We start from the raw sequence: 7,365 nt of genomic DNA on the forward strand, positions 1-7,365 counted from the left end.
CAAATAAGACAAGCATTAAAGAGCATAAGATGAAAAAAACAGCAAACATTGCGATAGAAAATAAAAATGAAGCTTCAGGTAGTTGCCTTGCCTGTGAACGAGTAGGATTACCCGTCTTTTTACTGCGTCAAGCCGTGATAAAAACAAAATTCAATAAAATTGAACAGGTTAACCCCACTTATCAAGAACTGGCGAATTATACTAAAACATTAGATTTTAAACACCGCATGCCAGATGAAGAATTAGAATATTATGACTATGTACTTCGCACTTTGCGTAACGGCTATGTTTATGTGATGCAACAACAAGGTGAGAATATTGAGAGCCGAATACTTCATGTGTATGAATGCATTGATGGCGCACTAAGATTAAAAAACTTCCTTGAACTAACTAATACCGAGCCAAGACCGATATCAAAAGCGTGTAAAAATGCTTGCCACAACATTCCTGCATCGTTTATTAACCTTAATAATAGGGACTTTACTCAAGCATGGGTGGCTTATTCTTCACAGCCTTGGCCCAAAAAGACTCTCGACGATTACCTAAAAGAACAAGATAGCCAAGTGTTATCGCGTTTTACCAAAATTGATATACAAAACCTCAAAGACTCACCGTCTGATGCAACGGGCAAGCGAGCGGTGCCGTTTAAAGATATTTTTGGTTATAGTCATGAACATGATGATAATAATAAAAGCAAAGTCCTAGAGTTTCGTTTTGGTGACCAAGGTCTGGATAATTTTAAATCGGCACATCCTTTTATCAGTTTAAAAAAACAAAGGCAAAAATTTGCAAATTACGCAAATATTCTCTATCTGAGGTGTGGGCCAATATCGTGTGGCGTAGTGCTAGAAGACACCTTAGGTATTGCTGAAGAGCTCAATTCACAACGGGTATCAGAGTTACATATCTTTTGTAGTGATGCGCCAAAACAAGCCGAACCATTATTGCCTTTTAATGGTGACGAAACCAAAGCCTATCAACAGCGTGGTGAACAGATGTATAACCGTGTTAATCCTCGGTTGAAAAATCTGTTTAAATATTATCAACCTGATATGTTTAAAAAACGCACAATTTTACAGTTGATAGAGAATTATCGAACTTCAATTGAAGACGCTTATGACACCGAAATTGCCCGGTTACAAGAACACTATGAATACCTAAAAGATATTAATGCTGCCTATGATTCGGGTGATGACTTTTTACGAAAAGTAGAAAATGAGATTAAAGACACTGAGTCAGAAAAAGCCAAAAAAATTGAAAAAATAAACCAGCATATTAATCATGGTGAAGTTAAGAAATTTAAAAATGAATTAGAAACCGAATTTAAAGAAATAACTCGATATTATGAAGAGTGGTCGCAAGACTATTTTACCTATGTTCGTTGGTTATTTGGCGATACAAAATTTGTCTCGCAATATAGCAAAATAAAACCGACTTCTTTTAATCAAAATCATTTTTGGCAAAGAGAGTTTGATTTTTCAAACGATACAAGCTCGCTTATTCATATAAAAGAAATTATCCAAATCTTGATTGATTCAACCCATGCAGAAGTGCGTCTTGACGAAGATAACGCCCTATGGGACGAGCTACTAAGTAATCCTGCCAGTATTTTTTATGTAATAGAACATAAAAATAACCAAGGGATTGATCTTGATGCGCTGGCATTTATCGATTTAGACACCGATACTCTAGTAAAATGGCGTGATATTATCGACAAATCAACGGGTTTTGCTTCTGCTTATAATACGCATCAAGAGCAAAAAAACCAAAACAAGCAAACCGATAAAGAAAAAGAACTGCAAAAAGAAAAAGAGCGTGTTGAGCTAGATATTGAAAAAAAACAGCAAGAGATTAATGCCAAACAAGAGGAGTTAAACAAAAATCGACAACATAACCCACAAGAGCATAGCAAGCTACAAAAAATAAGAGATCAAAAAATTAAAGAGCTCAACCAATTAAAATCGTTTTTGGCATCGATTGACCGCAAACTTGCTGAAATGGCAAATACCCCCAGTGCTGTGACCCATGTCGACAAAAATCGATACTTGCATCAACTTGCACTTAAAAAATACACCGTATTAAAAACCAATAAACAACACCAACCGATTAAACCACGTTTAAAAATGCTTGATACGTTATCTTATTTGGGAGATTTAGGTGGGCATCCCGTTGAGTTCTCTATGCAAGTTAGGCAAGATAAAATTCGACAGGTTTATGCACTATTAACCCAATTACAAGGGAGTTTTTCTCGTGAAAATAGTTTAACCAGCCAAGAAATAGCGTTTTTAGCAAAATTTGATGTCACCGATCCAAAATATGACGTTGGCTCAAAAAAACCAACAACCCAAAAGCTTAAATTTACACTTTGCTTTCCCGACGAGGCAAGTAAATCGCTAGTTGTCAATTTTCTAAAAAATAAACAGATACTCAATCCCAATGATTTTAAAAACTTCTTAACCAGCAACATGGCGGATTATGTCACGTTAATCAACCGTACTACCGTATTACAAGACAAAATTGACAAAGTTAATCAACAAAAATCCAGCAATGACGAAGCGATTAACGAATCGAACGAAAAGAAAAGAGAAGATAAAATCAAAGAGCGCGAGATAAACCGTGAAACCGAAGCAATGAATCAACGCGAAATGGAAAAAGCGAAAATTGATGAAAAGCTATCAACTCATGAACAAGTAAAAACAACCCGCCAAAGTGCAAAAGCGGCTAAGCTTAGCTATGGTGCTAATGCAATATCGGGCGTTGTCACCCTGTTAAATATTTACGATAACCTAAAAGAGTGGAACACCGTTAAAGAAGGCGAAAGCCAAGCTAAAAAAATGCGCCAACTGGCGATCGACTTAGGTTCGTTAGCATTATTAAGTGTTGATAGCGTTGCCATATACCGTGACATAAAATTAAAAATGCAATTAGTTAAAGCCATGCGATCGCGTGTTGCAACGACATTAGTACCTGAAATCGAAGCGAAACTGACATTAAATACTTTGATTTCTAAAACCGTAGCCAAAGCTTTTGCTGCCATAACTCTTTTTGACGCCTTAGGTGAGTTAAAAAGTGCCTTGGGGATGTGGGATATGGAGGATAAAAAATATTTCATGGCTAGAGTTGGTGGAGCTGTATTATTAGGAGCTAGCGCTATATTTTTATTAGCCAGTTCAGGTTTTGTGATAGTCTTCGGCGTTATATTCTCATTAGTGGGGTTATACCTAATTGCTTTGAGTAAAGAGTATGATAATTTTACCCCTATCGATCACTGGTTAAATCGCTGTTATTTTGGGGTGCACAAAGAGTTTGCCTATTTGGGGTACGATGCTTATCACGAAGAGCAAGAGGCATTTGTCGGTTTTGGTCATTCTGTGAATGATTATTTAGTTGCCTTGTCAGGTATTGAAACTTTTATCATCTTTAAAAAACCGAGTTCATTTAGTGGGATGAAGCTATATCATCGCCACCTCTATTTTTATTTAACATACCCCAACTGCGCTGCTATTACCCAAAAGCCGTTACAGGTTTCAGTTAAATTATTTGGCAAAAATGGGCAAAGTGATGAGGATATGATTGAATCTCGCTTTAATATCCTTTCAACAGGGGTAAATCACAACGCAGGAGAGGCGCAACCCCCAATTCACCTAAACGAAGATAAAGCCAAAGAAACCCTAAAAATCACAGAGTATGTCACCACCGATAAAAACTACTTTATCAACCGCTATGAAACGAAAACGTTTAAAACTCTCACTCAGGGTAAAGCGGTATGGCAATCTAATTTTACCGATATTGAAAAAATTGAAGTAAAACAAACCGATTCTAACCAGCCAGGTAGTGATCTAACGCTGATAACCTGGGTAGCGGGCACCTTTGCTTATGATCTAATAAATAACTATCAAATCAATATCAGCCCTAATGGACAAGATGATGGCGAAATTCCGCTCATCATTAACCGAATCAGTAACCAATTTCATGAAGAATAAATAAAAGGAGAATAAAATGCCATCAAAATACCGTCCACAAATTTTTGGTTGGTTTGGTGATCTAGATAAAGGTCCTTATAGTGTGCCCCTGCATGATCGTCGCTTAAGTTATGCCAATAATAACTATTGTGCCTTTATTCGTAAGATTCCTTCTGATCAAGTTTTTTATTTATGTATTTACATCATTGCTGTTATTCTTTTATGCTCTGCAGTGGTTATATTATCTATATTGACTTATTTATGTGATCCAATTTTAGAAACTAACATGTTTTTAGCTGCGTTAAGTGGTGTTATTTTATGCTTTATTGCTATGTATTTTGTTATTCCAGAAATCTATCATAATCTATTTTCCCATCGTGGCAGCCCTATTATATTTAATCGTAAAACGAGTAAAGTCTATGTTAATGAAAGTGATTTTTTTAACTTTAAGTTTTTACGCCATCCCGTAGTATTTTTACAACCCAAAAAACGCCGAATAAAAGAGTATGATTGGGATGATTTGCATGGTGTTATTATCCATAATATGTCGCGTAATGCTTTAAGCTCGACCGTGTTAATGGTATGCCAACCCGGTACGCATCAAGTGATTGATCATATTATGCTAGATCCTGCCCGAGCAGGCGCTGGTAGTACATTTGTTTGGGGATGGATTAATAGTTTTATGGTGTATTATAAATCAGCCAATATTGATGACGGTGAATATAAGTCAGATCAAGAGGCGGAATTTAAAGCACATAGGATTGACGGCCAAGGCTGGCCCGAATGGATGGTAGAAGCATTTAATGCTACATCATTAGAAGAGCTCGCTAAAATTAAACAACGGCACAATATAACGCAATAGCCCAAAAGCCGTTGCAGTTTGGCAAGCATGGGCAAAGTGGTATAGCAATCTAATTTTACCGGTATTGAAAAAATTGAAGTAAAAAAACTGATTCTAACCAGCCAGATAGTGATCTAACGCTGATAACCTGGGTAGCGGGCACCTTTGCTTATGATCTAATAAATAACTATCAAATCAATATCTGCCCTAATGGACAAGATGATGGCGAAATTCCGCTCATCATTAACCGAAGCAGGAAGAATAAATAAAAGGAGAATAAAATGCCATCAAAATACCGTCCACAAATTTTTGGTTGGATAAGCGATTTAGACAAAGGCGGGAACTATTTAACGGGTGCCGATGATCGCTTGCTCTATGCCAATGATAACTACTGTGCTTTTATTCGTAAAACAAAATCTGATCAGATTTTTTATTCATTTATTTTTATTATATCTATGTTTCTTGGAAGTGTAGGAGCTATTGCTAGTATTGATTTATGCATTCTTATTTTTTCAGAATTAAAAGACAAAGAAGATGAGTTTATGCTAATTATTATAGCAATAGGTGCAATACTTTGCATTTTTGCAATGTACTCAACAGTTGTTCCAGGTTTATATCAAAACTTATTTACACGCCGAGGAAGCCCCATTATTTTTAACCGTAAAACGGGTAAAGTGTATATCAATGAAAGCTATTTTTTTAATTTTAAAGTGTTACGCAATCCGTTAACCTTTTTGCACCCTAATAAAAAACGCATTAAAGAATATGATTGGGCCCATTTACAAGGGGTGGTGGTGCATAACTTTTCCCGCTACTCACTCAACACCACTATTTTAATGGTATGCAAGCCCCATAGCCATAAAACAATCGACCATATATTATTAGATCCATTACGTGTCGGCATAGGTAGTTATCTGGTTTGGGGTTGGGTCAATAACTTTATGTGCGCGAACAAATTAGCCGGCCTAAACGATGGCAAATACAAATGGGAACAAGAAACCCAATTTAAAGACAAAATTATTAAAGGGCAAGGCTGGCCCGAATGGATGGTAGAAGCGTTTAATGCCACATCGCAAGAGGAGCTCGCTGAAATTAAACAACGGCATCATATAAAACAATAAATTTCAATAGCTCAAGGCGGGAAAGGATAAAACCGCCTACTTTACAATAACCGTAAAGTCGTGCCATTAATTGTGACTAAAAACAATAAAATTTAAAATAAGGAGCAAAACAATGCCATCACAATATCAACCCCAAATTTTTGGTTGGATAGGCGATTTAGACAAAGGCGGTAACTATTTAACGGGTGCCGATGATCGCTTGCTCTATGCTAATGATAACTACTGTGCTTTTATACGCAAAATATCATCTGATCAAATATTTTACTTATCCATGCTTTTTGTTCTTTTTGTCCTTTCAATACCATTAATCTACGTATCTATAAATTTAATTTTAGAATTAGCATTAAGAAAAGAAACTTTCTTGATGATTAATTTCATCGTGATATTAATTGCTTCTTTAGTTGCTTTATATATATTTATTATCCCTGAATTCTATCAAAACCTGTTTACACGCCGAGGTAGCCCCATTATTTTTAATCGCAAAACGGGTAAAGTGTATATCAATGAAAGCTATTTTTTTAATTTTAAAGTCTTACGCAATCCACTAACCTTTTTGCACCCCAATAAAAAACGCATTAAAGAATATGATTGGGCCCATTTACAAGGGGTGGTGGTGCATAACTTTTCACGCTACTCACTCAACACCACTATTTTAATGGTATGCAAGCCCCATAGCCATAAAACAATCGACCATATATTATTAGACCCATTACGTGTCGGCATAGGTAGTTATCTGGTTTGGGGTTGGGTCAATAACTTTATGTGCGCGAACAAATTAGCCGGCCTAAACGACGGCAAATACAAATGGGAACAAGAAACCCAATTTAAAGACAAAATTATTAAAGGACAAGGCTGGCCAGAATGGATGGTAGAAGCATTTAATGCCACATCGCAAGAAGAGCTCGCTGAAATTAAACAACGGTATCATATAAAACAATAAATTTCAATAGCTTAAGGCGGGAAAGGATAACACCGCCGACTTTACAATAACCGTGAAGGCGTGCCATTAATTGTGACTAAAAACAATAAAATTTAAAATAAGGAGCAGAACAATGCCATCACAATATCAACCCCAAATTTTTGGTTGGATAGGCGATTTAGTAAAAGGCGGCAACTCTCTAACCGATGCCGATGATCGCTTGCTCTATGCCAATGATAACTACTGTGCTTTTATTCGTAAAACAAAATCTGATCAGTTACTCTATTTATGTATGGGTTTTTTTTTCTCAATTTCGGGGATCTTTTTAATTCCATCTTTGATATATTCTATTATAACGTGCAATAGTGATACACTTGTCTATCTTTTAACTCCTGGTTTATTTTGTTATATTATTCTCGAATATTTAATGATTCCGGAATTTTATCAAAACCTTTTTACACGCCGAGGAAGCCCCATTATTTTTAACCGCAAAACAGGTAAAGTGTATATCAATGAAAGCTA

General features: G+C 36.1%; 5 protein-coding genes. All 5 read left to right on the plus strand.

The genetic code is table 11. The features are described 5' to 3' along the window. The first annotated feature begins 29 nt into the window (after positions 1-29). Entirely contained in the window at positions 30-3,983 is a 3,954-nt protein-coding gene (locus A9G47_RS10725) for a toxin VasX (RefSeq protein WP_065642851.1), read from the plus strand. Positions 3,984-3,999: 16 nt separating this feature from the next. Then, positions 4,000-4,824, plus strand: coding sequence for a DUF6708 domain-containing protein (locus A9G47_RS10730; RefSeq protein WP_065642852.1), 825 nt, complete (start codon positions 4,000-4,002; stop codon positions 4,822-4,824). Positions 4,825-5,084: 260 nt separating this feature from the next. After that, complete coding sequence (locus tag A9G47_RS10735; RefSeq protein ID WP_065642853.1) at positions 5,085-5,924, plus strand: DUF6708 domain-containing protein; 840 nt, start codon at positions 5,085-5,087, stop codon at positions 5,922-5,924. Between the two features lie 112 nt (positions 5,925-6,036). After that, positions 6,037-6,864, plus strand: a complete 828-nt coding sequence (locus tag A9G47_RS10740) for a DUF6708 domain-containing protein (protein WP_065642854.1) — start codon at positions 6,037-6,039, stop codon at positions 6,862-6,864. 112 nt (positions 6,865-6,976) lie between these two features. Then, positions 6,977-7,365, plus strand: a 389-nt coding sequence (locus A9G47_RS10745; protein ID WP_141674848.1) for a DUF6708 domain-containing protein, incomplete at its 3' end; no start/stop codon positions are given.

This window comes from Gilliamella sp. WF3-4 (genome assembly GCF_001690275.1).
In the GTDB taxonomy this organism is placed as follows: domain Bacteria; phylum Pseudomonadota; class Gammaproteobacteria; order Enterobacterales; family Orbaceae; genus Gilliamella; species Gilliamella apicola_C.

Excerpts from the sequence above, each read along its gene's own strand:
- A9G47_RS10725 (WP_065642851.1), top strand. The coding sequence starts at position 30 with ATGAAAAAAACAGCAAACATTGCGATAGAAAATAAAAATGAAGCTTCA.
- A9G47_RS10730 (WP_065642852.1), top strand. The coding sequence starts at position 4,000 with ATGCCATCAAAATACCGTCCACAAATTTTTGGTTGGTTTGGTGATCTA.
- A9G47_RS10735 (WP_065642853.1), top strand. The coding sequence starts at position 5,085 with ATGCCATCAAAATACCGTCCACAAATTTTTGGTTGGATAAGCGATTTA.
- A9G47_RS10740 (WP_065642854.1), top strand. The coding sequence starts at position 6,037 with ATGCCATCACAATATCAACCCCAAATTTTTGGTTGGATAGGCGATTTA.